The sequence below is a fragment of the Methyloglobulus sp. genome, assembly GCF_046714055.1.
Taxonomy (GTDB): Bacteria; Pseudomonadota; Gammaproteobacteria; order Methylococcales; family Methylomonadaceae; genus Methyloglobulus.
This window is the reverse complement of sequence record NZ_JBKKBJ010000272.1, coordinates 14,486-38,924: the sequence shown is the minus strand read 5'-3', so window position 1 is coordinate 38,924 and position 24,439 is coordinate 14,486. Positions and strand designations below refer to the sequence as shown.

23 protein-coding genes and 2 pseudogenes are annotated in these 24,439 nt (G+C 47.8%); 15 read left to right on the top strand and 10 right to left on the bottom strand.

Features of this window, described 5'->3' with window-relative positions; genetic code table 11:
- From ACLQ6D_RS16385 to ACLQ6D_RS16340, 10 genes and pseudogenes are all read left to right on the top strand, one after another.
- Window positions 1–247 (top strand): hypothetical protein (locus ACLQ6D_RS16385; protein ID WP_411728379.1); only part of this gene is annotated, 247 nt, incomplete at its 5' end.
- Between the two features lie 207 nt (window positions 248–454).
- On the top strand, window positions 455–706 hold the full coding sequence (locus ACLQ6D_RS16380) for a hypothetical protein (protein WP_411728378.1): 252 nt from the start codon (window positions 455–457) through the stop codon (window positions 704–706).
- A 160-nt stretch (window positions 707–866) separates the two neighbouring features.
- Window positions 867–2,069, top strand: coding sequence for an acetate/propionate family kinase (locus tag ACLQ6D_RS16375; RefSeq protein ID WP_411728377.1), 1,203 nt, complete (start codon window positions 867–869; stop codon window positions 2,067–2,069).
- 17 nt (window positions 2,070–2,086) lie between these two features.
- Window positions 2,087–4,465: a phosphoketolase gene (locus ACLQ6D_RS16370; protein ID WP_411728376.1), complete on the top strand. Its 2,379-nt coding sequence runs from the start codon at window positions 2,087–2,089 to the stop codon at window positions 4,463–4,465.
- Window positions 4,466–4,532: 67 nt separating this feature from the next.
- Window positions 4,533–4,958, top strand: coding sequence for an ion channel (locus tag ACLQ6D_RS16365; RefSeq protein WP_411728375.1), 426 nt, complete (start codon window positions 4,533–4,535; stop codon window positions 4,956–4,958).
- Between the two features lie 99 nt (window positions 4,959–5,057).
- Window positions 5,058–5,675, top strand: a complete 618-nt coding sequence (locus ACLQ6D_RS16360; RefSeq protein WP_411728374.1) for a DUF502 domain-containing protein — start codon at window positions 5,058–5,060, stop codon at window positions 5,673–5,675.
- A gap of 51 nt (window positions 5,676–5,726) precedes the next feature.
- A complete protein-coding gene (locus ACLQ6D_RS16355) occupies window positions 5,727–5,879 on the top strand; it encodes a cation-transporting P-type ATPase (RefSeq protein ID WP_411728380.1) in 153 nt (50 codons plus the stop codon).
- Window positions 5,880–5,901: 22 nt separating this feature from the next.
- Window positions 5,902–8,787, top strand: a complete 2,886-nt coding sequence (locus tag ACLQ6D_RS16350) for a cation-transporting P-type ATPase (protein ID WP_411728373.1) — start codon at window positions 5,902–5,904, stop codon at window positions 8,785–8,787.
- A 38-nt stretch (window positions 8,788–8,825) separates the two neighbouring features.
- Window positions 8,826–8,882 (top strand): annotated as a pseudogene (locus ACLQ6D_RS16345) (hypothetical protein); the annotation flags it as partial.
- Between the two features lie 14 nt (window positions 8,883–8,896).
- Window positions 8,897–9,358: a cation transporting ATPase C-terminal domain-containing protein gene (locus ACLQ6D_RS16340; RefSeq protein ID WP_411728372.1), complete on the top strand. Its 462-nt coding sequence runs from the start codon at window positions 8,897–8,899 to the stop codon at window positions 9,356–9,358.
- A gap of 92 nt (window positions 9,359–9,450) precedes the next feature.
- Here the strand turns inward: ACLQ6D_RS16340 and ACLQ6D_RS16335 are convergent, their stop codons facing one another.
- The 5 genes from ACLQ6D_RS16335 to ACLQ6D_RS16315 form a co-directional block, all read right to left on the bottom strand.
- The gene (locus tag ACLQ6D_RS16335; protein WP_411728371.1) at window positions 9,451–9,810 is read right to left on the bottom strand and encodes a helix-turn-helix domain-containing protein; all 360 of its coding nucleotides are present in this window, start codon (window positions 9,808–9,810) and stop codon (window positions 9,451–9,453) included.
- Window positions 9,800–9,937: a type II toxin-antitoxin system HigB family toxin gene (locus tag ACLQ6D_RS16330; RefSeq protein ID WP_411728370.1), complete on the bottom strand. Its 138-nt coding sequence runs from the start codon at window positions 9,935–9,937 to the stop codon at window positions 9,800–9,802. Before ACLQ6D_RS16330 ends, ACLQ6D_RS16335 begins: the two co-directional genes overlap by 11 nt.
- A 470-nt stretch (window positions 9,938–10,407) precedes the next feature.
- Window positions 10,408–12,213 (bottom strand): hydrogenase maturation protein, encoded by a 1,806-nt coding sequence (locus tag ACLQ6D_RS16325; protein ID WP_411728369.1) that lies wholly within the window; start codon window positions 12,211–12,213, stop codon window positions 10,408–10,410.
- 45 nt (window positions 12,214–12,258) lie between these two features.
- Entirely contained in the window at window positions 12,259–12,489 is a 231-nt protein-coding gene (locus ACLQ6D_RS16320) for a hypothetical protein (RefSeq protein ID WP_411728368.1), read from the bottom strand.
- 60 nt (window positions 12,490–12,549) lie between these two features.
- Window positions 12,550–13,566: a GlxA family transcriptional regulator gene (locus tag ACLQ6D_RS16315; RefSeq protein ID WP_411728367.1), complete on the bottom strand. Its 1,017-nt coding sequence runs from the start codon at window positions 13,564–13,566 to the stop codon at window positions 12,550–12,552.
- Between the two features lie 620 nt (window positions 13,567–14,186).
- Between ACLQ6D_RS16315 and prmB the strand changes: the two genes are divergently transcribed.
- The 3 genes from prmB to ACLQ6D_RS16300 are packed head-to-tail and all read left to right on the top strand — an operon-like array spanning window position 14,187 to window position 17,391.
- Window positions 14,187–15,119, top strand: coding sequence for a 50S ribosomal protein L3 N(5)-glutamine methyltransferase (prmB, locus tag ACLQ6D_RS16310; RefSeq protein WP_411728366.1), 933 nt, complete (start codon window positions 14,187–14,189; stop codon window positions 15,117–15,119).
- A gap of 1 nt (window position 15,120) precedes the next feature.
- A complete protein-coding gene (gene aroC, locus ACLQ6D_RS16305) occupies window positions 15,121–16,209 on the top strand; it encodes a chorismate synthase (RefSeq protein WP_411728365.1) in 1,089 nt (362 codons plus the stop codon).
- 12 nt (window positions 16,210–16,221) lie between these two features.
- Complete coding sequence (locus ACLQ6D_RS16300; protein WP_411728364.1) at window positions 16,222–17,391, top strand: MFS transporter; 1,170 nt, start codon at window positions 16,222–16,224, stop codon at window positions 17,389–17,391.
- A 461-nt stretch (window positions 17,392–17,852) separates the two neighbouring features.
- On the opposite strand, the gene ACLQ6D_RS16295 is transcribed toward ACLQ6D_RS16300, so the two are convergent.
- Window positions 17,853–18,182: a hypothetical protein gene (locus tag ACLQ6D_RS16295; protein WP_411728363.1), complete on the bottom strand. Its 330-nt coding sequence runs from the start codon at window positions 18,180–18,182 to the stop codon at window positions 17,853–17,855.
- A 35-nt stretch (window positions 18,183–18,217) separates the two neighbouring features.
- The gene (locus ACLQ6D_RS16290; RefSeq protein ID WP_411728362.1) at window positions 18,218–18,340 is read right to left on the bottom strand and encodes a hypothetical protein; all 123 of its coding nucleotides are present in this window, start codon (window positions 18,338–18,340) and stop codon (window positions 18,218–18,220) included.
- A 119-nt stretch (window positions 18,341–18,459) separates the two neighbouring features.
- Between ACLQ6D_RS16290 and ACLQ6D_RS16285 the strand changes: the two genes are divergently transcribed.
- Window positions 18,460–18,597 carry a hypothetical protein gene (locus ACLQ6D_RS16285; RefSeq protein ID WP_411728361.1) on the top strand — a complete coding sequence of 46 codons (138 nt, stop codon included), beginning with the start codon at window positions 18,460–18,462 and terminating at the stop codon, window positions 18,595–18,597.
- Between the two features lie 266 nt (window positions 18,598–18,863).
- Here the strand turns inward: ACLQ6D_RS16285 and ACLQ6D_RS16280 are convergent.
- A pseudogene (locus tag ACLQ6D_RS16280) lies at window positions 18,864–19,049 on the bottom strand (hypothetical protein); the annotation flags it as partial.
- Window positions 19,050–19,206: 157 nt separating this feature from the next.
- Here ACLQ6D_RS16280 and ACLQ6D_RS16275 point away from each other — a divergent pair.
- A complete protein-coding gene (locus ACLQ6D_RS16275) occupies window positions 19,207–21,531 on the top strand; it encodes a TonB-dependent receptor (RefSeq protein ID WP_411728360.1) in 2,325 nt (774 codons plus the stop codon).
- A 424-nt stretch (window positions 21,532–21,955) separates the two neighbouring features.
- On the opposite strand, the gene ACLQ6D_RS16270 is transcribed toward ACLQ6D_RS16275, so the two are convergent.
- The gene (locus ACLQ6D_RS16270; protein WP_411728359.1) at window positions 21,956–23,413 is read right to left on the bottom strand and encodes a M48 family metalloprotease; all 1,458 of its coding nucleotides are present in this window, start codon (window positions 23,411–23,413) and stop codon (window positions 21,956–21,958) included.
- A gap of 137 nt (window positions 23,414–23,550) precedes the next feature.
- Window positions 23,551–24,336: a tetratricopeptide repeat protein gene (locus ACLQ6D_RS16265; RefSeq protein WP_411728358.1), complete on the bottom strand. Its 786-nt coding sequence runs from the start codon at window positions 24,334–24,336 to the stop codon at window positions 23,551–23,553.
- Window positions 24,337–24,439 lie beyond the last annotated feature (103 nt).

Sequence of the window (24,439 nt, the reverse complement as noted above, 5' to 3'; positions counted from 1 at the left end):
GTTCCTTGAGGGGGCTTTCCATCTGTCTAAGCGAGCGGCGGAAATTATCATTTTCTGGAGCAGTCTGGCGATAGCCATTGGCTTATCGTGGTATCTTTCGCACAAGGCACATAGTGCCGCGCGGCGTGCATACACCACTGCTCAGGAGCGACGGCTTGCCATGGTGGAATCGTCTAAAATCATGACCTGGATTCGGTTTGCGCTTATCATCAGTTCGCTAAGTGCGACCCTTTTTCTCTTCACCTAAATTGCCCGGACTTCAATTTGCATGAGTGTTGGCACCGAATCTCAAGAAAACCCAGTGCAAACCAGCCGGATGCTGCTAGAAGCAGGCATCGGTTCTTTACTTTTGCCATTTTGGACTAGCGGGGATATTTGAACAAATACCCCCGCTAGTCCACCTTATATGAAAGTGCTGAATTTCAGTTTGAGGAAATTATTGAGCATAACTTGGGTGACGGCAAGGTACACAGCCAATTCATCTTTTTTATCTGACTGTGGGCGCTGGGGTATTGGCTTTGTATTGGTTGTCGCGGCGGCTGCCCGCTGTATTTCAGAGCCTGAAAGCCACCTGCTGGAGCAATATGCACTTATCAGGACTTGGGCTATTCAGGCTTGGCAGGGTTTGCCGACAAACCAAAAAGTTATACTATTGCTTATGCAATGTGTTGGACTGTTCGGTACTTTTGTTTTACTGCTGGTCTAATTATGACTTAAAAAATAAACGAGAGGTTCAACTATGGGTTCTATTCGCATATTTTGTCAAAGCGGTATCCAAACCCTACATTTGTTGACTGAGATCAACATGTCATAGAGGCATGTAATTATGATGTACCCATGAAAATTATCTTTACCGCTGCTTGCTTATGAATACATCAACTCTGATCGTCAATGTCGGCAGCACTTCAATTAAAACGCGCTTATTTGATGAAGGCTTAAAGGCTATCGCGCTATTAAATGCGGACTACGGTTGTGCTGCTGGACTTAATGTTGATGGCATGGATAAACAAGGGCAGGCGTTCCGGCAATATCATGCCGATGACCATGATGTGAGGGCCGCGTTAGGGATCGTATTATGCACTTGGCAACAATGGCTTGCCAGGGACAGTTTAAAGGTTTCGGCCATAGGCCATCGCATTGTCCATGGCGGCGACTATTTCTCTGCCATAACCCCCATTGACCAACACGTCCTCAAGCAAATCGGGCAATTGGATAGTTATGCGCCGTTGCATAATCCACTTAATCGCCTGGGTGTGTTAATGGCTGGGCAAGCCTTTCCGGCGCTGCCGCAATTTGCCGTATTTGACACGGCATTTCACCGCCAGATTCCTGATTATGCCGGACGTTATGCGATCCCTGAACATTTGTCAGAGCGGACGAATTTTTACCGCTATGGCTTCCACGGCATTTCTTGCCAGCATAGCCTGACAACTGCTGCGGAATTACTGGCTTGCACCCCTGAAAGCCTGAACCTGATCATTCTGCATTTAGGGGGCGGAGCCAGTGCGACAGCAGTACGTGCGGGTGTCAGCGTCGATACCTCAATGGGTTTTTCACCCACAGAAGGATTGATAATGGCCAGCCGATGTGGCGATTTAGACCCCATGATTGCTATCACCTTACAACGGGAAGGCATGACATTGGATCAACTGGATAAGTTACTCAACCAACAAAGCGGGCTACGTGGCGTATGCGGGGAAAGTGATATGCGCCGCATTTTACAAAAAGCCGAACAAGGTGATGTTAAAGCCCATTTGGCTATTGAGATGTTTTGTTACCGGATAAAAAAATATATCGGTGCCTATTGTGCCGTGTTGGGTAACGTTTCTGCGTTAATTTTTACGGGTGGCATCGGCGAAAATGCGCCGCTAATCAGGCAAAAAATCGTTCAGGATTTAGGTCATTTAGGTTTTGCAATCGATAGCAATACTAACCAACTGACGTGTCAACATCATCTCGATATTAGCGCCGAAAACAGCCGCTCCCGCGTGCTGGTTATTCATGCTGAAGAAGAACGCGAGTGTGCTAGGCAGATGAACTATTTCTCAGAAGTTAAGACTCATTTATAAAATCAAAGGAATACATTGTGGAAACCCAACAAGCTTTTCAATTAATCCCTGAAGAACAGGCACGACTGCATGCTTATTGGCGAGCCGCCAATTATTTATCGGTTGGACAGATTTATTTGCTGGACAATCCCTTGCTGACTGAACCCTTAACCCTGGCGCATAATAAACCACGCCTATTGGGGCATTGGGGGACGACACCGGGATTAAATTTTATCAACGTACACTTAAATCGGCTAATCAACGCCCATGACCTGGACATGATCTTTATCTGTGGCCCAGGCCACGGCGGCCCGGCTATGCTGGCCAATTGCTGGCTGGAAGGCACTTACAGCGAATACTACCCCACTGTCACCTTAGATAAAGAGGGCATGAAAGCGTTGTTTAAGCAGTTTTCCTTTCCGGGCGGTGTACCCAGCCATGTCGCACCCGAAACGCCCGGTTCAATTCACGAAGGCGGTGAACTGGGTTATGCCTTGTCTCATGCTTACGGCAGCGTGTTTGATAACCCTGATTTGATTGCCTGTTGTGTGGTCGGTGATGGAGAAGCAGAAACCGGCCCTATTGCCGCCGCCTGGCATTCCAATAAATTTCTTAATCCAGCCCGGGATGGCGCAGTGTTACCGATCCTGCATTTAAACGGCTACAAAATCGCTAATCCAACGATCTTAAGCCGCATTGATGAAGACGAATTGTTGATGCTGTTCCGGGGTTATGGCTACCAGCCTTATCTGGTGGAAGGCAGTGATCCTAATCTGGTACACCCGCGCATGGCGACAGTATTGGAACAGTGCCTGGCAGACATCAAAGCCATTCAACAACAGGCACGCAACAACCCGACTGGCAAACAGCAACGTCCGCGCTGGCCAATGATCATTATGCGTACTCCCAAAGGCTGGACAGGCCCTGCCAGTGTCGATGGCAAAAAAACTGAAGGTTTTTGGCGTTCGCATCAAGTGCCGTTAGCCAATTTGGCTGGAAATCCCGAACACGTCAAGCTATTGGAAGACTGGTTAAAAAGTTATCAGCCGGAACAGTTATTTGATGCCAACGGTACGCCATTACCGGAATTACGTGCGCTTGCGCCACGGGGTCGGCGACGCATGAGCGACAATCCCCATACCAATGGCGGTTTGTTGTTGCATGATTTGCGTTTGCCTGATTTTCGCGATTATGCGGTCGATGTGCCGACACCTGGAGCCATTGATGCCGAAGCCACTCGTGTCATGGGCAGTTTTTTACGGGATGTCATGAAAAACAATGCCGACCAGAAAAATTTCCGACTTTTTGGCCCGGACGAGACGGCATCGAATCGCTGGGATGATGTGTTTTCGGAAACCTCACGGGTGTGGATGGAAAAAATCCTGCCTGAAGATACCAATCTGTCGCAGGACGGTCGCGTGATGGAAATACTGAGCGAACATACCTGTCAAGGTTGGCTGGAAGGCTATTTATTGACGGGGCGACATGGCTTTTTTTCCTGTTATGAAGCGTTTATCCATATCGTCGATTCCATGTTTAACCAACATGCCAAATGGATGAAAACCTGTAATGGCATTCCCTGGCGCAGACCGATAGCCTCGTTGAATTATTTGCTGACCTCACACGTCTGGCGTCAGGATCATAATGGCTTCTCGCATCAAGACCCCGGTTTTATCGACCATGTCGTCAACAAAAAGGCCGAAGTGATCCGGGTATTTTTGCCGCCGGATGCCAATACGCTGCTGTCGGTTACTGACCATGTGCTACGCAGTCGTAATTACGTTAATGTGATTGTCGCTGGCAAACAACCCGCCCCGCAATGGTTGACGATGGATGAAGCCCTAAAACACTGTGAGATAGGTCTGGGGGTATGGACATGGGCAAGCAATGATTTCGGTACTGAACCGGATGTGGTCATGGCTTGCGCCGGTGATGTGCCTACCCTGGAAACATTGGCGGCGGTAGACATCTTGCGCCGTGAACTGCCGGATTTGAAAATTCGGGTCATCAATGTCGTCAATTTGATGAAGCTACAGCCCACTAGCGAGCATCCCAATGGCTTGTCAGATCGTGATTTTGATGAACTGTTCACCACGGACAAACCGATTTTGTTTGCTTATCACGGCTACCCTACATTGATCCATCGTTTGACTTATCGACGCACTAACCACGCCAACTTGCATGTGCGGGGCTACAAAGAAGAAGGCACTACCTCAACACCGTTTGATATGGTGGTCATGAATGATCTGGACCGGTTTCATCTGGCGATGGATGTCATTGACCGGGTGTCACGCTTGAAAGACCAGGCTGTTTATCTTAAGCAGATGTTGCGCAATAAACGGATTGATCATAAACACTATATTGCTGAACACGGTGAAGACATGCCAGAAATACAGGACTGGCGTTGGTCGTTGTGAAGGACGGCAAGAAATAGCACGAACCCTATATCCTGACGAGCTTGCACGGATTTACACCTGCAAAAATATGGTATACACCTTTATAATCAATAGCATTATTGTCGGTATTGCCGTGTTGATTCATTTTGAAGCGCTCAACTTGTTATCCATGTTGCTGCCTTGGTTAAAGATAAGGCTTCGCTTGCGCGTATTGGTTGGCGTTTTTGGCGCTTTGTTCGCCCATATTATCGAAATTTGGTTATTTGCCTTTGCCTATTATTTCAAGATACGCTCAACTTACTTTGGTACGCTGGAAGGCCACGTTAATAACAGTCTGATGGATTGCAGTTATTTTTCCTTCACAACCTATACCTCGCTTGGTATAGGGGATATAAAACCGACAGGCGATCTCCGGTTTCTGGCGGGACTTGAGGCGTTAACCAGCTTAGTGCTGATAAGCTGGACGGCTTCTTTTATGTTCCTGGAAATGCAGAAATTGTGGAAAGCCATGTAGACCGCCTTATAAGAGGGGGAAGTTTATTGCCTCGAAAACCCTCTATAAGAATTGCCTTTGCTTTATTGCACCAGATTGAACCTTAACCAGGAGTCAAATATGCTTAGCTTTATAAGATCAAGCCTAAAATATTTTATAGTCGGTATTTTGGCGGTCATTCCGCTAGTTATCATCATTCAAGTCTTGGTGTTTTTGGAAACCATCCTGAGAGATTTTTTTATTTATATTTACGGATACTCCAACAATATCTTTGTGACTGTCCTGGCATTCACGCTGTCTTTTATTGTAATCGCCTATATCGGGTTTAGAATCACAAAATCAGAAAAACTATGGGCTTTGCATCAGATAGAATTATTCATTAACCGAATTCCAATGATCAGGACGATATACAGGGTCAGCCAAAAATTGGTCAATCTGTTCGGCAATCAGGAAAAAAGTGCCGTCAAGGAAATTATTTTTCTTGAATATCCCAAGGAAGGCTTGTGGGTGCCGGGTTATGTCACCAACAAAGTGGGAGAAATGCTGGTTATCTATGTACCGACTTCTCCAAATCCAACGTCCGGCTTTACCCTTCTTGTACACCAGTCAAAAGTCGTAAAATCAAGCATGGATATTGAAGCAGTTACCAGTTTCATTGTCAGTGTGGGTGTTGATTTGACTCAAAAAGAGGGGCTTGAGAAGCTTGCTGATGTGAACCACAAACAGAACCACAAATGAGACCATTAATGATGAAAAAACAAACCATCAAACAGTCGTCCATGGCACACGATTTCGCCAGAGGCAACGTGTGAAGCCTTTACCAGCACTAAGCAGGGCTTAAGCCAGCAGGAAATCAAGCAGCGGCTAAATAAAAGTCGGTTCAATAGACTGCATCAGCAACCAGCCGAAGCCCTTTCAAACGCTTCTTCAGCCACTTCATAATGTGCCCATCAGGAAAATATAGATGAACGATACAACATTCCAGCTATCTGCTTCAAATTTCAGGTCATGGCTCGATCATCAGCTTTCACTGCCATACTTATCAGCTCTGATTTTAGCAGCTCTATTACTCTTGATCCTATTAGTCGCCAGGGTGATTTGGCAGATAGTAAAAAATCGAGCCAAAAGTGCCGACTTGCCTGCTGAAACAACCAACACCCAAATGCCTGACCAAAACTGGCATGTATTATCGACAGAAGCAGTGCTCAATGCCCTTGATGTCGACGAAACCCATGGACTGGCGGGTGACGAAATTGTGCGCCGCCGCGCTTTGTACGGTTTTAACCGCTTGCCGGAAGGCAAGCCACGCAGTGTGTTTGTACGTTTCATCGTGCAATTTCATAATCTACTGATCTATGTGTTACTCGGCACTGCGAGCATTACCGCGATACTGGGACACTGGACGGATACCAGCATGATTTTGGCAGTGGTAATGCTCAATGCCCTGGTCGGCTTTATTCAGGAAGGTAAAGCGGAAAATGCACTCCGGGCAATACGGCAGATGCTGTCTTCACAGGCCATGGTGCAGCGTGAGGGACGGCGCATTACCGTACCCGCGGAAGAACTGGTGCCCGGCGATATCGTGCTGCTGCAACCGGGTGACAAAGTGCCTGCCGATATGCGGCTGTTTAAAGTCAAGAACTTGCAAATTCAAGAGGCGGTGCTGACCGGTGAATCGATACCGGTGGAAAAACGTGCCGGACCGGTTGCAGCTGACGCCGTATTGAGCGACCGGCTGTGCATGGCCTACTCCGGAACGCTGGTCACCGTAGGTCAGGCATCGGGACTTGTGGTAGCGACCGGTGCTAAAACCGAAATCGGACATATCAGTACGCTGGTGTCGCAAGTGCAAACACTGACGACACCGCTGTTGCGGCAAATGGCGGTCTTTGCCCGCTGGGTTACCGCTACGGTATTGCTGCTGTCGGCACTGATTTTTACATTTGGCGTGTTGGTGCGTGGTTTCAATGCGATGGAAATGTTCATGATCGTCGTAGGCATGTCTGTAGCGGCCATCCCTGAAGGGTTGCCAGCCATTCTTTCGGTGACGCTGGCAATCGGCGTTCAGAGCCTGGCTGCCCGCAAGGCGATTATCAGACGCTTGCCGGCGGTGGAAACACTGGGCTCGGTCAGCGTCATCTGCACTGACAAAACCGGCACCTTGACGCGCAACGAGATGACGGTACGGTCTCTGGTGACAGCCGAGCAATTGTTTGAGGTGACGGGCACGGGCTACGATCCTCATGGCGGTTTTCTGCACAATGGCGCGGAGATCGCGGTCGAACAGTCCCCCATACTGATGCAGGCGTTGCGGGCAGGTATGTTCTGTAATGATGCTGCCCTTGAACAAAGTGGCGAGGAATGGCGCGTTCACGGTGATCCGATGGAGGCGGCATTGCTGATTGCCGCCATGAAGGCGGGACTGAATACGGACGAAGAAGGCAAAAATTATCCCCGTACCGACCTGATTCCATTCGATTCCGAACACCGGTTCATGGCCACTTTGCACCACAGTCATGCGGGTGATGCGCTTATTTTTGTTAAGGGCGCACCGGAACGTATGCTGGAGATGTGTACGCAACAGCGTACCGCATCTGGCGACCAGGCAATCAACAGCCATTACTGGCAAGAGCAGATTGAGTTACTGGCCCGGAACGGGCAACGGGTATTGGCTGTAGCCTGTAAACCCGCGCACAGTCACAGCCAAGCACTGGCTTTTGACGACTTGAAGGATGATTTGGTTTTGCTCGGGCTTTTCGGCCTGATTGATCCACCGCGTACCGAGGCTGTCGAGGCAATCAAAGAATGCCAGGCTGCGGGTATCCGGGTAAAAATGATCACCGGCGATCATGCGCTTACTGCGTGCAGCATCGCTGCCCAGTTGAATCTGGTCAATTCGGCGGAAGCCATCACGGGGCATGATCTGGAGCAGATGAGCGAAGAACAATTGCGCCGTCGGGTTCAGGATGTCGATGTTTATGCGCGGGTCAGCCCGGAACATAAATTGCGTCTGGTCAGCTTGCTGCAAACGGACGGCGCCATTGTCGCGATGACGGGCGATGGCGTGAATGATGCGCCCGCACTCAGGCGTGCCGACATCGGTATCGCCATGGGCCATAAAGGCACTGAAGCCGCCAAGGAAGCCTCGGTGATGGTGATTACCGATGACAACTTCGCCACCATCGTCCATGCCGTCAAAGAAGGTCGCGCGGTTTATGAGAACCTGAAAAAGGCCGTTGTGTTTCTGCTGCCGACCAACGGCGGCGAATCCATCAGTATCATCGTTGCTATCCTGTTGGGCTATACCTTGCCGATCACGCCCTTGCAGATCCTCTGGGTTAATATGGTGAGTTCGATAGCCCTGGCCATGACGCTCACCTTCGAGCCCGCCGAACCGGACAGCATGACACGTCCGCCGCGACCGGCAAACGAGCCCATGCTTTCAGGGTTTCTGGCATGGCGCATACTATTGGTCTCCGTACTGTTCGCAGCCGGCATCTTCGGTATTTTTACATGGAGTCTGCATCAGGGTTCCACGCTTGAGGAAGCGCGCACCTATGCGGTCAATACGCTGGTGACGATGGAGGTGTTTTACCTGTTCAGTGTACGCTACCTGCGCGTTTCATCCCTAAAGTTTCAGCGCCTGTTCAATTCACCGGCGGTACTGATTGGCGTCACTGCGGTCATCCTGTTGCAGCTGGTGTTTACCTATGCGCCGTTTATGGAAGAGTTCTTTGACACCCGCCCGGTAGATTTTGTGCATGGCCTGGAGATTATCGCCATCGGTGTTGGCGTGTTTGCTATTTTGGAACTTGAAAAGCTGTTTCGGAGAAAAATATTGGCTAGGTGAAACATTGCCTCATCCCAGTACAAATTTTATGGGTCAACATGGTTACTGCGGTGACGCTGGCGCTAACGCTCGCCTTTGAGCCGCCGGAGCGAAACATTATGAGAGCTGCATGCCCAGGAAGCCGAATGAGCCATTACTCTCGGCGTTTTTGGTTTGGCGCATCCTGTTTGTGTCGCTCATTATGATAACCGGTTCTTTCGGCCTGTTTCTCTGGGAGCGGTCATTGGGCACCTCGATTGAAGAGGCACGGACGGTGACTGTGAATACGCTGGTTATGTTTGAAATATTTTATGTCTTCAATAGCCGTTATTTGTACCATTCCGTGCTCAATCTGCATGGCCGGTTCGCTAACTGGCTGGTGTGGCTGGCGATCATACTGCTAATCTTATTCCAAATGGCGTTTACCTATTGGCCGCCCATGCAAATGTTATTTGGTACCGCTGAGTTAGACGCGCATACTTGGCAAATGATCGTTACGGTTGCATCCAGTGTGTTCATACTAGTTGAAATCGAAAAGTTTTTCATCCGTTTGTTCATGCCCAAAGCAGCTGTCGGGAATAGCAAGAAATGAATAAGGGGGTGGCTTCGAGTTATCAAAAGCTAGATGACTCGGTGAGCTTTGGAATGGGTATGCGATACCTATCCCGCCTTGTTCAACCCCCTTCACCCCGCACCAGCCAGTAAACTCTCATAGGGAATACTCAAGCTGTCGTGCAGGCGTTTAATCATTCTCAGGCTCAAAGGGCGTTTGCGGTTAAGCACTTCCGATACCCGGCCACTGCTGCCGATATAAGCCTCCAAGTCGCGGGCGCTGAGGTTTTGTTGATCCATCCTGAATTTAATGGCTTCAATCGGGTCGGGCGGTGCTATGGCGTAATGCTTGTTTTCATAAACTTCAATCAGGGTAACCAACACTTCCATTTCATCAGCTTCGGGCGTATCGGGTTCGGCTTGAAAGATGATTTCAAGCCGTTGGAATGCCGTTTTTAACTCCTGGTCGTTTCGGATGGGTTTAATAGTCATTTACTGTCTCCACATCAATCATGTCATATTGGGCATGTGTGCCCACGAACTTTATCCAGGCTATGCCTGCACGATATTGCATTTCCACAACCAAACGGTATTTGTTGCCGCCGATGTTAAATACCACTCGGTTGCTCGGTTGTTATTGCAGATGCCGGCATTTCTGTATGGGTTCTTTATTGCTTGCGGCGATTGCCAATCAGCCTTTAGCGCTTCTTCGTGCCAGCTTTCGAGTGGGCCTTTTGCGTTTCGATAGGCGGGTTGTTCCCAGAATTTTTTAAGAGTGCTTTTGGCAATGATTCACATGAGTTGAAAGCTGAATACTCCCATATTGGGAGTATCCTAAATCACAACACCACTTTTTATCAAGCAAGAAAAAAGGAAAAATCAGGGTAATATTACTTATCCTAAAAAAATCAGTTGAAGTATTCGTGATCAGATTTAAGCTAAGAATTATCAAGGCATTGTACAACTATAATTAATCACCCAAATGGTGAGGGCATTGTAGGGGCAGGCCTTGTGCCTGCCCTGGCAACCCCTTGTGGTTATCCGGGCAACCACAAGGGGTTGCCCATACGGTAGCGCGAAACATCAAATCTAACTGATTTTTATAGGATTATGGATAAGTCCTAAAGCCGTTTGGCTGCCAGTTCTTTCTTTTAGCAACAAAACACTGTCATCGGTACGATTGGAGCGGCGATGATGCGCCAATCGTACTGGGGTTCCCGTTGCCGGTGTCTTGTAAACAAATTGTTTGCGGACGGGATGATAGGGGGTATTCGGTTTGTAGAAATCCTCCCTGATGCGCCTCAATTCTTGCTGGCGGTAAACCTTCAGCGGTTTGACAAACTCGTCATGGCTGCGTCTTCGCGCTTTGCTCTCCAGTATTTTTTCGTAATTGTTGCTCTGGGCAAGGCTTTCGGTCATCATCTTTACCTTGTTGTCAAAAGCATCAAGCATTTCAGGGATAATGAAATCAATCAAACCGATTTGTTTGGCTTCCTGCATACCCATAGGTAGGCAGGCTTCGGTTATTTCCAGCGCTTTTTCATAGCCGACCCGTCTGGGTAATGAATAAGTCCAGTATTCGGAACCATATAAGCCCATGCTTTTATAATGCGGGTTGAACACCACACCCGACCGTACGCAAACCTTATCGCAGGCCAGCGCAAACGGCACGCCGCCCGCACCCGCATTGCCATGCACTGCGGCAACCGTTATTTTGTTGGTGGCCGTAAGGATCGAGTAGATAAGGTCATCAATGGCATTGATGTTATGCCAGGATTCCTCGGCAGGGTTGTTTGACGCTTCGATAATGTTCAGATGAACGCCGTTTGACCAGGCAGACCTTCCCCCCATCAGCACAAGGACCCGCGTTGGGCGACTACGCACTTCCATGACGGCATCACGCAAGCGCAGGCATTGCCCGGTACTCATTGCGCCATTATGAAAATCAAAATGCAAATAGCCGACCGCATTTTTTTCTTCGTACCAGATTTCCCTGAACGTATTGGCCGTACTGTGGTAGATACTCACCGGGATTTCGGGCAAATTTTCTATTTTATCGCCCAAAACCATTGCGGCAGGTAATTTAAAGCAAGGCTTATCGCCATTGCTGGCCTTGCGTTTTAGATGCGATAACCAGACTGCGCCATCAATCGTAGCCCGGCATATCGCCCCTAAGCGGGTGGAAATCAATTCTCCTGGCTCGCCCAGAAGTTTACCTTCCCCTAGATTAATTTCCCTGGTCGCGCCGTACAGGTAATATTCATTGCCAAAAATGACATCAACAACTCCAGGGCTGCCATCGCCAGCATAGAGTTTATCCAGGATAGTGGCTGTGGTATCGACTTGCCAATCAATACGGCGATCAACTTGCTTCATGTTTGGAAGCAGTTGTCCGCAGACATCCGGTTTGCTGTAATCCAAGGGTTCCGGTTTAAAGCTGGCATCCTGAAAGCGGTCTAGGGTTTGCAAAACCACCTTGACAGCCGCTTCCGTGACTTCTATGGAGTAGATACTGCTTTTGGTGCCAGGGCGCATTTTAAAAGTCGCGGTTGCCCAAATATCGCCCGTATCCATTTCAACGGCCGCCTGTATTGACGTCACGCCCCACTCCGGTTCCTTGTTTTGTATCGCCCAATCAAGGGACGACAACCCACGGTCACCTTTAATGCCCGGATGGACAACTATGCACATGTAAAGCCGCAAAATACTTTCAGGGATACGATGGCGCAAATATGGACAGATAACAATATCGGGTTTAAACAGTTGCACACCTTCCAGCATGGTTTGCTCATTAATGGCAATTTCAATGGACACCGTATGTCCGCGTTGCATCAGTTCAACATGAACCCGTTGTGTCAAACCGTTATAGGCTGATGATAATAATAAAATTTTCATGGCTAGCTCCTCACTACTCTAATTATAGGTATCAATAAATTGACCTTATCCAAGCGGAACGCCGGTATGATGCACCTGACCGTACCAAATCTTCTGGTTATGTAACGTCCCCATTACATGCATCAGCTCAATAATCCTATTGTGGTTATCTAAAGCTTCGCTGTGCGTATCGATAGCCCCTATACGAGAGAGTTGGCTGATTTGAGACCGAATTGAACATTCAATCAAATCAACTTCTTTAACGCTTAATTTAAACATTTTGTTGTAATTGGACATACATTTCTCCTTATAACAATGGAAAAAATTAACTAAGGCTAGGTTTATCAACCCACGGAACTATCTAAAATAGGATCGATGCTCCTGTGGTGTCGTTTTCAATAGCCGTTGGAATGACCGCCGCATCTGTTCAGCATTACCAAATCCACAATTGACGGCGACACTTTCCATGGGCATATTGGTTTGTAACATCATATTCCTGGCGGCCTCCAGGCGAATGCGTTCGACAAACTTTGCCGGTGTCATGCCAATTTCGTGGCAGAACAACCTGGAAAAATTACGGGGGCTCATCGCCATGCGTTCAGCCAACTGTTCAACACCCAAATCCGTATCAGGGTTACTGACTATCCACGCCTGTAACTCCCTAAAATCTTTACGGGTTTTCGCTTCATTGAATATGTAGCTACTAAACTGCGATTGTCCGCCAGGGCGGCGCATAAAAATCAACATCCCGCGCGCTACTGAAGCCGCGACCTCCCAGCCCCAATCTTCTTCGACCAGGCTTAAAGCCAAATCAATGCCTGCTGTTACGCCACCGGATGTGTACATATTGCCGTCACGGACAAATATCTTATCGGGTTCAACCCGGATATTCCGGTGCTGGAGGGCAAGTTGATCACAATACAACCAATGGGTGGTAGCTTTACGGCCATCCAGCAAGCCGGCTTCCGCGAGTATTAATGCGCCCGTGCAGATCGAAACCATCCTTCTTACCTTGGGCATCATGTGAATCAACCAGTTTCGCATCTTGGTGTCCTGCTTGGCTGCTTCGAGATATACCACATGAGTCGCTCCAGCTACCATTAGCGTATCAATGCCTTCATCCATGTCTTCGTAGCCTTTATCGGCAACTAGACATACCCCAGACGACGTTTTGACGGGCCCCTTTTTTTCAGCAACAATAGATAAGGTATAGACTGACTCCGATAGTGATATCCGACCCATCTGTTGTAACGCTGCATTGGTGAAATTGAACACTTCCGTTGGCCCGATTGCATCTATCAGTAAACAATCTGGATACACCAACATCGCAATATTACGATGTTGCTGATTAAATGTAGGCTTTACGTGATCCATAACAAGCTCCAATGTGTGATCTTGGTTTGTATTCTGCGCTTATTTTTTGCAGACACAATGACAATAATCCCACTTTTTCGGACAACTTTTGGGAATCTCTAAAGATTCAAAAACCTAATTAACAATGCCCTTTTTTGCTAGGCTTGATTATTTCAAGACTGGAAGACATTTGCTTATCGACAGGGTGGATATACAGTTTTATTGTTCCACTATTAGCACTCTATCCTGTTTCTCTAATGTTCTTTGCAAAAACTGGATACAGGAAAGGAGGCCATGAGAACTTTAGGGAACCTCTAAAAATTCAAAAATCTCCTTCTCCCTCTGGGAGAAGGCCGGGATGAGGGGATTAAAATCAAGCAATTATATCCCTCACCCTAACCCCCTCCCAGAGGGAGAGGGTATTTTTAGAGGTTCCCATTAACAATCTACAAATGTGGGAAGTGGTGGGCATGTGTTTGTTAATACAAACAATATTAGCTTTGCCGACTATGTAAAGTAGGCAAGAAATAGAAGAAAAAGCACTCCTATCGAATAGAAGTTGAATAACCCAGCACCCTTTTGCAGCTTTAGTTTAGAATTACCCGCTTTGCCGGTTTGAATTTACCTGTTTTTGCTGAATCATGAATGCGCCATCATCCGAGGTCTTGTCGTCTTTAACCACCCTACGGGATTATATCCGCTGGGGTGCGAGCCAGTTTACCGAAGCCCACATAAATTTTGGCCACGGAACCGCAACTGCGCTGGATGAAGCCGCTGCGCTGGTATTGCATACCCTGCATCTGCCTTATAATTTAAGTGAATTTTATTGTCAGGCGGCATTAACACCAGAAGAACGGCAAGCTGTTGTTTCAATTTTAGAAAAACGGATAAAGGAACGAAAACCAGCCGCTTACCTGACTCATGAAGCCATCTTTGCCGGATTATCCTTCTATGTCGATGAGCGGGTGTTGGTGCCCAGATCGCCTATCGCCGAACTCATCGAACAACGCTTTGCTCCCTGGGCGGAAGAAGAACAGGTAGGCCGGATTTTGGATTTGTGTACTGGCAGCGCCTGTATTGCTATCGCTTGCGCTTACGCTTTCCCTGATGCCGTAGTAGATGCGGTGGATGTATCAGCCGACGCGCTTACGGTCGCAGAAATCAATGTAGACAAACATCAGCTCAGAGATGAAGTCATGCTCTATCGGTCGGATTTGTTCGATGATCTACCGGATGGGCAGTATGATGTCATTATCAGTAACCCGCCGTATGTGTGTCTTGAAGAATGGCGGCAACTTCCTGCCGAGTTTCATGCCGAACCGGAAATAGGCTTTGTTGCAGGCACAACCGGACTGGATATCGTCCTTCGCATATTGACGGAATCAAAAGATTATCTAACGCCCCAAGGGATTTTAGTCGTCGAAGTCGGTAGCAGCGCCGAAACCTTGCAACAGGCGTTCCCCACCGTGCCTTTTTACTGGCTAGCTTTTGAACGCGGCGGTGATGGCGTTTTTTTGCTGACCGCAGAACAGGTTAATGATTACCACGAACAGTTTGCAAGCGCTTTGAATTGATATGTCTGGAAACACGATAGGAAAATTATTTACCGTTACCTCCTTTGGTGAAAGCCACGGCCCTGCTATTGGCTGTATCGTCGATGGCTGTCCTCCGGGGATGGCGTTGACAGAAGCCGATTTGCAAAATGACCTGGATCGCAGGAAGCCCGGCACATCAAGGTACACCACCCAGCGCCGGGAAGCCGATGCGGTCAAAATCCTGTCCGGGGTGTTTGAAGGCAAAACCACGGGTACGCCCATCGGCTTGTTAATCGAAAATACCGATCAACGATCCAAAGATTATTCCAAAATTGCCGATACCTTCCGGCCTGGACACGCCGATTACACCTATCAGCATAAGTATGGATTCAGGGATTATCGCGGCGGTGGCCGTTCGTCAGCGCGTGAAACCGCCATGCGCGTGGCTGCTGGCGGCATTGCCAAGAAATATTTGCAGGAACAGGCCGGTATAGAAATTCGCGGTTATTTGTCCCAGCTAGGGCCGATCAAAATTGAAAGCGTAGACTGGAATATTATCGATAGCAATCCATTCTTTTGTCCCGATGCGGATAAGGTCGCCCTTATGGAAGCCTATATGGATGCTTTACGTAAAGAAGGTGAGTCCATTGGCGCGAGGATCGAGGTCGTCGCCACCAATGTGCCGCCGGGTCTGGGTGAACCCATTTTTGATCGCCTGGATGCCGATTTAGCTCATGCCTTGATGAGTATTAATGCTGTCAAGGGTGTGGAAATTGGCGGCGGTTTTGACTGCATCAACACTAAAGGCACCCAGTTTCGGGACGAGATTACGCCAGAGGGTTTTTTAAGCAATCATGCGGGTGGCATTTTGGGTGGCATTTCCAGCGGCCAGCCCATCACGGCCAGTATTGCGCTGAAACCCACATCCAGCCTGCGGCTTCCTGGGCGCAGTATCAATACGCGCGGTGAAGCTGTCGAGGTCATCACCGAAGGCCGTCATGATCCCTGTGTCGGCATACGGGCAACGCCGATTGCAGAAGCCATGATGGCGATTATCCTTATGGATCACTTTTTACGGCATAGGGCGCAGAATTTAGGGGTGGATTCGGGGTTGCCGATCTTAAGATAAAAACGATTACTGATGTCAGTACCCTATTGGCGTTTATCAGGATTTTACCTGTGCTATTTTGCCACTCTGGGCGGTTTTATACCCTACTGGAGCTTGTATCTAAAAGAAAACGGCTTTAATCCGGCTGAAATAGGCCAGTTGTCGGCGCTTTTGGTGGGCACCAAAATCATTGCGCCGAATTTGTGGGGCTGGATTGCTGACCATACCCGGAAAAATTTGTGGATCATCCGCTGGACATCGTTTGTTGCTGCTCTCCTGTTTGCCGGATTTTTGGCAGTCCATAACTATATGGAGTTCGCATGGATAACCATTGGCTTTAGTTTTTTCTGGAACGCCTCGTTGCCGCTGTATGAAGCGACAACTTTGTCGCACTTACAGCCAGAAACGCACCGCTACAGCCGCATCAGGTTATGGGGTTCGGTCGGATTTATATTGACGGTGACATCAGTAGGAAAATTGCTGGATAGCCAGCCTATAATCCTCCTACCCGTCGTGGTCATTGGTTTACTGGTTTTGACCTGGTTGACAACTTTAGCGACACCTGAAATACGCAGTGTCAGCAATGAACGCAGCCCTGTCAGGATAGCCAGCATAATCAAAAAACCGGAAGTGTTAGCCTTCCTATTGGTGTATGTGCTGATCCAATTTTCCCATGCGCCGTATTATGTTTTTTATTCAATTTATCTAAAACAGCATCTTTACTCGACAACGACAACTGGGCTGCTCTGGTCTTTGGGTGTCATTGCCGAAATCGTCTTGTTCCTGTTTATGCAAGGCATGTTAAAGCGCTATTCCTTGCGCGGCATTTTGCTAACCAGCCTACTGTTTGCCATATTGCGCTGGGTATTGATTGGCGGTTATGTGGATAATATTTATTTGTTAATGTTTGCCCAATTGCTACATGCAGCCACTTTTGGGGCTACACATATTGCGGCTATCCATTTTGTGCATCGTTTTTTCGACCAACAGCATCAAGCTAAGGGGCAAGCCTTGTACCATAGCTTGAGTTTCGGCTTGGGCGGTATGTTAGGCAGCCTTTTCAGCGGCTATTATTGGGAATCGTTAGGTTCTCATGTTATCTATTTCGCTGCCGCATTAAGCTGCGGAATTGCATTTTTTATTGCCTATATTTGGGTGGATCGGGAAGATAATTTATCCCTGCGTAAGGCAAAAAACTCCTGATTTGTAATCAGCCGGTCATCAGTTCGAATCTGTTCACCAGCTCCATGAATATTAAGCCCTTACAAGCAATCGAAGGGCTTTTTTTAGGGGGTTACTCCGGAGTTACATTACATGAAAAAATCCGGCTTTCCTGTGTTCAATTGCTTAAGCCATAGCCAGAAACAGTAAACCGTAAACCGTAAACCGTAAGAACGGCGCACATAGCTATCGTGCAAAAAACGGTACGGTATTCGTTCAACTCAATTAATAATCGTGTCGATCTCGTCTACATCTTTACTCGCCAAGGCATCAAAGGTAAGCGTAGCCTGTTCAATCGGCGTTAGTTTGTTATAGAGCTTTTCGGTTTCATACTTATCCAATGATGCCCATAAACAAATCAGTATATTCCTTCACTAACTCTGGATCGACCATCTCGCTAATCATCGCCTCATCTTCGCATTGGGCAAGTTTTTTTACCACCACTACGTCAATGTTAACCTTATAGCGCAAACGTGAGCCAGGGCAACATCCATTGCTAATAGTACGTCCAATAATTCAAAAGCAGTGGCTTGGGCTTCTTTGTCGTTGTTCTCTTTCGCCTGACAGAGTGCCGCCGACATATAGGTACGGTTTTTCCAATAGATTAGGCCGTAATATTTGCCAAGGTTTAATAAACCCATTAAACGCCGCCTGAATTTCCAATGCGTACATCGGTAATCTTGACGAACGACACTATCGACTATCATTTCCGTCTCGGCATCGTCCTGACGCGCAATAGACTCAAAAGCCAACTCTGCTTGTTCAGTCGGCATTAAGTTTGCTGTAAAGTTTATAGATTTGCAGGACTTCATTCTTTAGCCTCCAGTTGCTTTTCGACCCGTTTTAACCTGTCCACCAGTTCTTGCATATCAACCAGTTTTCCCTGATTCGATAACGCCGTAATTAACTGTCTGCCAATATCCGGCGGCATTTGACCAGATAGTGTAGCCTAAATTATGCATTGCCTTGGTTAACCAGTGTCCCGTTGGTGGGTACGTTGGGTAAGGCTTGCGCTTTTAATGGCGGGTGGGTTCGATCAAGTATATCTTTATGGTGGCTGCATCACTACTTTTGGCTAAATATAGCGGGGTAGTGATTATTTCCGGCATGTCGTTAGCCAGCCGCTTCCGTAAGTCAGTAGCGGTAATTATCTGCTTTGGCCGTCCCGAAGGATTGCCGCTTACCTGAATAAATCTAGAAAGTTAACGGCAGATCAATTCAAGCTATTTTGCTTAGCAGGAATTATAACCGGCTTAAAACAACTGGATTTAAGGGCAATTAATATACTTAAAGCACTAATGCCCATAACGGGCATTAGCAAAAAACAGCCGAGACATTAATCGATTCATACGGCGTAAGCAAAAACACAGTAAGACGCGCCGGTGACTTAGCCGAAACCATAGACAAACAAGTCAACGACATGAATTTGCTCAACTGAGCCAGGGAGATAAAGGTCAGAGCTGAAAGAAAAGCAAGGGGCAATGTTGGCTGAAATGCCTGGGCAATGTCACCGTTAAATATTGAAAATTCCCCATGGCGGCACAGGTCAGCATTCCCGGTTTGAGTTGGCGGTGTTGTTCAAAAGCCCGTCGCCAGCCTAGGTAGTTTGGCAAGTAGTGAGTTGCTACGCCATGGAAGCGTCCTATGCTTCGTTCTCTCCGGCCTTACGATATTTCTATTCTAACAAGAAGGCACTCAGGAAATGATGACAATCGGGAAATTTTCCTTTTTTTTGGGATGGCTGGTTATCTGAATTCGTTTTGGCTAGACTGCTTTCTTTTTGTTGTTTGATGAGCTATGAAAACGATTTCACGCAATTTATTACCCGCGTTGTGCCTTGTAGTTGTTAACAGCGGCCTATTGGCAAAAGAACAAGAACCGGTCGAATTAGGGGAAATGGAAATCATCGGCGTAACGCCTTTACAAGGCGGCGGGGTTTCTGCCGACAAAATAGCCGCAAATGTACAAACCGTGACCGCCAACCAGTTGAAAAAAGCGCAAACGATTTCCCTGTCCGAATATATCAACCGCTATTTGGGCAGTGTGCATGTCAACGAGGCGCAAAACAACCCCTTACAGCCGGATATTTACTATCGCGGCTTTGTGGCTTCGCCCCTGTTAGGTTTGCCGCAGGGTTTATCAACTTACGTGAACGGGGTCAGGTTTAACGAGCCGTTTGGCGATACGACCAATTGGGATTTAATCCCGCAAGGCGCAATTGACAATATGGCCTTATATCCCGGCTCCAATCCGGTGTATGGCTTGAATACATTAGGTGGTGCAATTTCTATCAGAACCAAAACTGGCTTTTCTGCGCCCGGCCATCAAATCGAAGTTTACGGTGGCTCATGGGACAGGCATTCTGAGGAGTTAACCACGGGTTGGAATAATGGCACCTGGGGTTATTTTTTGGATTTGCACCACTTTGAGGAAGAGGGCTGGCGCGCCTTCTCGCCCAGTAAAGCCGACCAGGCCTTTGACACCTTAAGCTGGCGCGGCGATAAGGGTTCTTTGGATTTGACGCTGGGTGGCAATGACAACAAGCTCAAGGGCAACGGCGCGGCTCCGGTGCAATTACAGGCGATTAACCGCAAAGACGTTTTCACCCACCCCGACCAAACGGTCACGCGGATGTTCTTCTCCGAACTGGAAGGCAAGTACGACCTGAACGATGACATTCAACTGAGCGGTAATGCGTATTTCCGGCAAAACCGGATACATACGTTTAACGGAGACGACAGCGATTTTGATGAGTGCGCGTTTAACGATGCCTTGCTTTGTAATGAGGAAGGCGAGATAGTTGAAGACATCAACGGCAATACGGTCGCAGCAAGTGAGGATGTTGAAGGCGCAACCAATAACACAAGCGCGACCCAGATGCGTAGCCGGGGCAGTACGGTACAAGCGGCATTCAACCAAGACCTATTCGGTCATCAGAATAACCTGATCGTTGGGGCAAATTACGATTATGCCAGCGTGCATTTCGCTTCCGATACCGAACTGGCAAGTTTGACCGATGACAGAGGCACATTAGGCAGTGGCATTTTGGTCGAGGACGCAAGGGTGCGGTTGAACACCACGACCAAAACGTGGAGCTTGTTTTTAACCGACAGTTTTTCGATTACAGATAAGCTCACGGCCACCTTTTCCGGTCGCTTTAATCATGTTGACATCATTATGGCCAACCAGTTTATCGACGGCGAAGATAAGCTCAGCGGTGAGCATGCCTTTGATCGATTTAACCCCGCAGGTGGCCTGACCTACCAAATTTTTGACAATCTTGGTACGTATGGCAGTTACAGTGAATCCTCTCGCGTACCTACGCCGATGGAATTAAGCTGTGCCGATGAAGACGATCCCTGCCGCTTACCGAATGCCTTTGTCGCCGACCCTCCTCTCAACCAAGTAGTCGCCAAAACCTGGGAAGGTGGATTTAGGGGCGACCTCAATAAGCTGTTGGGCAAGGGAGACATGAAATGGAATCTCGGCTATTTCCATACCGTCAACCATGACGACATTATTTTCAATCGCGGTGGTGACAGCGTCAGCGAGGGCTTTTTCAGCAATGTCGGTCAAACTCGCCGCTACGGGATAGAAACGGGCGCAACAGCCAATTTTCCCCAATTGTTCAGTGCAATTGACGATTGGCATTTTTCCACTAACTATACCTATTTAAACGCCCGGTTTCAGGATAGCTACGATATACAACACCCTACTGAGGTGGATACAAACGGTGATCCGGTTCGCGCAACTGTACCTAGAAATGCCAGAATCCCCGGCATCCCTGAACATATCTTTAAAGCCTCAATCGGTGTCGATTTGTGGAAAACACTGTCGCTGGGCATGAATGGCACGTATAGCGGAAATCGTGCATTCAGGGGCGATGAAGCCAACCTGACCCCTAAGTTATCCGGTTACTGGTTATTTAACGCGACGGCGGAATATAAGGTCACCAAGAATTTTACCCTGTTCGGCAAAGTCGATAACATCTTTGATAACAACTACAATACGTTTGGTGTTTTTGGGGTAGCAAACGAGGTTCTACCGGGTTTTAATGATGGGCGCTTCGTATCGCCTGGCGCACCTCGTGCTGGCTGGATTGGGGTGCGTTTAAGTATGTAAAACTGACCAGGGCACGAATGCCCAAGCACAAAACCAACGGGCAATAAAAAGCCCACATGAAGTGGGCATGTTGAGTCCTATTATTGTAATTATTTTGCTGTACTGTGTGTCGCCTGTACAACTCAACTCAAGCAGTATTACTTTTTTATTATTGTTATATTTCAATAGCCTAAAAGGCTATGTCCCCCTCTATACCGATAGCTAGACCGGCATCGCTCCGAAAAGCTGGGGCTATTCTATATCTAAAAAAATACCTTTGTCCAACAAAAAAAGCCATAATTTAAAAAATTAATTTTGTCTTAAAAAATAGCCTATTATTACAATCAGTTACAAACAGATGCCAGCCGTTGCATAGTAAATTTGTAGGCACAGACTGACCTGCTAAGATTCTGTTAAGATTAGGTTCAGAAACTCTTTGCACGGCTTATTCACTGCGTCTGGCTTCTATCTGTTCGTTCAAAAAGAAATCATGCCTTTCCCTTAGTATGGCCGACAAGTGTGCATTAAGACCTATTGATTGTTGTGCCAACCTGATTTGGAAGATCGCATCCTGGATTTGTCCCATGGCATAATAATATTCTGCCAGATAACGATGCGACTCCGCAGGCTGCTTCAAATCGCTATAAACTTGCGCTAACAGCTCATAATAAACCGGAAGGCTTTGCGTCTTATACGATAAAGATGACAGGTTTTTCTTTGCGGTTTGCGGCTCACCTGACCGTACCAACGTGGTAATGTATTCCAGCTTAATGGCTTCGTTATTGGGGAACAGCTCAGTCATTTTTTGGTATCGCGCCAAGGCGACCCGGTAATTTTTGGACTCAAGCGCAGTACGTGCGAGCGAAGTAGCATAATGTGGCTGACCTGGATATTGCTTTGTCAACTCCTGAAAAATAGACTCCGCCTCATTAAATTTTTGCGCTTTAAGCGCCACCAAGCCCGTTCCATATCGCGCGACAGTCCGTTGCTCGGCTGTTCCTTGCGTTAATCGGGACTGAAAATATTTTGCCATTCCAGCGTCATCCTTGCTGGCTAAAACCTGAAGTTTGGCCTTGATTAATTGATACCCTAAGGAATCTGAATATTGCTTGTAAGGGTAAGATTCCGCCCGGCCACGGGTATCGGATATACGCGATGCGGTGACGGGGTGCGTCCTTAAAAACTCAGGCACGTCCCGCCCGTAATAGCGGCTGGATTGCTGCAAGCGTTCAAAGAAAGTCGGCATACTGCGCGGGTCGTACATGGACTCTTGTAAGGTCTGCATACCCACACGATCAGCTTCCATTTCGTTTTCACGGGTAAAATCAATCTGGAATTGGATATTGCTGCCCATAATGGCCATGATCGCCGCCTGACCTAAAGCAGGGGATTGTGTACCCAACAATATCGCCGCCAACATTGCCGCCATCGAAGGGACTGACATGCGTCCAACAGCCTCTGCGGCGCGATATAAATGCCGCTGGGTAACGTGGGCAATTTCGTGCGCCATAACCGAGGCTAATTCACTTTCCGCGTCGGTCAATACGATCAACCCTGAATTCACCCCAACGTAGCCTCCCGGCCCTGCAAACGCATTGATATCGTTTTCCATTACGACAAAAAAATGGAACGGCAAGGCGGGGCCATCACTGTTAGCCACCAGCTTTTGGCCGATTGTTTCAATATATTCCTGAATTTCCGCATCTTGGTTAATGGCGATTTGTGAATGCAAGCTCCTGAAGAAGGCTTCGCCTAATTCTTTTTCTTCTGCGGGAGAAATGATGGTACCGGAAGAATCGCCCATATCAGGCAAGTCGATTTTAGTGACTGGATCGGCCTGTTGTGTCACAGGGAAAAGCACAAGAACTAGAGCGAGTATTGCATGGCGTCGGCTAAATTTCATGGCGGTGGGACTGAATTTGGTGCGCTTAGTTCCGGATGAAGTGGCTTATCTTACGAACAATAAAGCCGATGGTTTGATGCAGGCTGAACCGTTACCAAAAAACTTAATCAAATCCATTTTTTGTTCACACAATACAATTAATATTTGGCTGCTTCCGCCTTCGCAATCTTGGCACCCGCAACATTCTTCTGTAGTTCCCTCGCATTGGCTATCAATAACCAACTGTGTTTTTTCAAGGTATTGTTGTTTACCGCCAATAATGCGGCTTTTCTGGCGAGATCTTCTGCTAACCGGGGTTTTGACTGCTTTAACCTCAATACCGCCAATTTATAATATAAGGTTGCATTTCTAGGTTCGATGCGAATAGCCCGTTCGATAGACGCAACAGCCGAATCGAGTTTACCGCCTTGGCTATTTTCATTCGCCGCCATTACCAACGACCCTACTGCGGGAGATTGCGGGGCAAAACTTTCCAATGGCACTAAAGGCTCAGGTTCTTTAGGTATTTCTGGTGTTGGAGGGGCTACCGGCTTAACAACCTCTGCCGGTTTTGGCTGTTCAGCGGGTGGCTCGGTTTCCGGCAGATTTTGTGTTTCGGACGGCTGCTCGGTTCCAAATGGATCAATGGTCTCAGAAGGTTGCGTAGGAACTTGGCCCGTTTCCACCGGTGGCGGCAATTCAGGCTTAATTTCTATCATCTCTGGGGCTTTATACCCCCCACCCAGAGGCTTGGTTTCAATCACTTGTGGAGGCTGTTGCACTGTTTCTGGGGGGCTAGGTGTCGCCAGATAAGGATCATTTTCTAGATTGTCTCCGGGTTGTCCACCAAATACCGGTGCAGGCGGCCGTCCGCCGTAAAAGTCCGCACAAGCGGCAATGACGGAAGTAAGGAAAAAAATTAATGTTAAACGTCTACTTTGCATGTGTTATTGAAAACCTCTACTTTTTACTGCACCGTGTGCGGGCATTATTTGAAACCAATTGTCTTGTCATTAACAAATGCATACTATCGCAACAATTAGCCCA

Excerpts from the sequence above, each read along its gene's own strand:
- ACLQ6D_RS16275 (WP_411728360.1), top strand. The coding sequence starts at position 19,207 with ATGAAAACGATTTCACGCAATTTATTACCCGCGTTGTGCCTTGTAGTT.
- ACLQ6D_RS16335 (WP_411728371.1), bottom strand. The coding sequence starts at position 9,810 with ATGACTATTAAACCCATCCGAAACGACCAGGAGTTAAAAACGGCATTC.
- ACLQ6D_RS16320 (WP_411728368.1), bottom strand. The coding sequence starts at position 12,489 with ATGTCCAATTACAACAAAATGTTTAAATTAAGCGTTAAAGAAGTTGAT.
- prmB (WP_411728366.1), top strand. The coding sequence starts at position 14,187 with ATGAATGCGCCATCATCCGAGGTCTTGTCGTCTTTAACCACCCTACGG.
- ACLQ6D_RS16290 (WP_411728362.1), bottom strand. The coding sequence starts at position 18,340 with ATGCCGCCGGATATTGGCAGACAGTTAATTACGGCGTTATCGAATCAG.
- ACLQ6D_RS16325 (WP_411728369.1), bottom strand. The coding sequence starts at position 12,213 with ATGAAAATTTTATTATTATCATCAGCCTATAACGGTTTGACACAACGG.
- ACLQ6D_RS16300 (WP_411728364.1), top strand. The coding sequence starts at position 16,222 with ATGTCAGTACCCTATTGGCGTTTATCAGGATTTTACCTGTGCTATTTT.
- ACLQ6D_RS16375 (WP_411728377.1), top strand. The coding sequence starts at position 867 with ATGAATACATCAACTCTGATCGTCAATGTCGGCAGCACTTCAATTAAA.
- aroC (WP_411728365.1), top strand. The coding sequence starts at position 15,121 with ATGTCTGGAAACACGATAGGAAAATTATTTACCGTTACCTCCTTTGGT.
- ACLQ6D_RS16350 (WP_411728373.1), top strand. The coding sequence starts at position 5,902 with ATGAACGATACAACATTCCAGCTATCTGCTTCAAATTTCAGGTCATGG.
- ACLQ6D_RS16365 (WP_411728375.1), top strand. The coding sequence starts at position 4,533 with ATGGTATACACCTTTATAATCAATAGCATTATTGTCGGTATTGCCGTG.
- ACLQ6D_RS16295 (WP_411728363.1), bottom strand. The coding sequence starts at position 18,182 with ATGCCGACTGAACAAGCAGAGTTGGCTTTTGAGTCTATTGCGCGTCAG.
- ACLQ6D_RS16265 (WP_411728358.1), bottom strand. The coding sequence starts at position 24,336 with ATGCAAAGTAGACGTTTAACATTAATTTTTTTCCTTACTTCCGTCATT.
- ACLQ6D_RS16315 (WP_411728367.1), bottom strand. The coding sequence starts at position 13,566 with ATGGATCACGTAAAGCCTACATTTAATCAGCAACATCGTAATATTGCG.
- ACLQ6D_RS16340 (WP_411728372.1), top strand. The coding sequence starts at position 8,897 with ATGCCCAGGAAGCCGAATGAGCCATTACTCTCGGCGTTTTTGGTTTGG.
- ACLQ6D_RS16285 (WP_411728361.1), top strand. The coding sequence starts at position 18,460 with ATGGTGGCTGCATCACTACTTTTGGCTAAATATAGCGGGGTAGTGATT.
- ACLQ6D_RS16360 (WP_411728374.1), top strand. The coding sequence starts at position 5,058 with ATGCTTAGCTTTATAAGATCAAGCCTAAAATATTTTATAGTCGGTATT.
- ACLQ6D_RS16270 (WP_411728359.1), bottom strand. The coding sequence starts at position 23,413 with ATGAAATTTAGCCGACGCCATGCAATACTCGCTCTAGTTCTTGTGCTT.